Raw genomic sequence first — 543 nt, forward strand, 5'->3', positions numbered from 1 at the left:
CGCGCCCAGCAGGGCGGCCTTGCCGCCGGGGCCGGCGCAGAGGTCCAGCCAGCGCTCGCCCGGCGTCACCGGCGCGGCGGCGGCCAAGGCCAGCGCCACGAGTTGGGAGCCGGCGTCCTGGACGCGGGTGGTTCCGGCCCGCACGCTGGCTAGCCGGCCGAGGTCGCCGCCGGCATACAGGGCGGAGCCCGCGACCAGTTCCCCGGGCTTCGCGCCGGCGTCGATCGCCTCGTCCAGCGAACCCAACCCCGGCAGCGCAACCAGGTTCACGACCGGCGCGGCGTTGTCGGCCGCCAGCAGGTCTTCCAGTTCGTCCACGCGGCGTCCGTGCCCCGCCAGGGACTGCCGCAGGGCCCGCACCACCCACTCGGGATGGCTGTGTTCCAGAGCAGCCGCCTTGACCGGGTCGGTCTCCCCGGCGGTCAGCTCGGCGGTCCAGCCGCGCAGGTCCCTGGCGGTGACCTTGCGCAGGACGGCGTTGATCAGCGAGCCGGGGCCCGCGCCGATCACGGCGCGGGCCAGGCCGACGGTCTGGTCCAGGGC

1 protein-coding gene is annotated in these 543 nt (G+C 76.4%); it reads right to left on the reverse strand.

Annotated features, from left to right (window positions below):
* Nucleotides 1-543: RsmB/NOP family class I SAM-dependent RNA methyltransferase (locus tag AC5RV2_RS18875; RefSeq protein WP_494093601.1), on the reverse strand; the 543-nt coding region annotated here is incomplete at both ends.

Source organism: Arthrobacter sp. Y3225116, assembly GCF_059091245.1.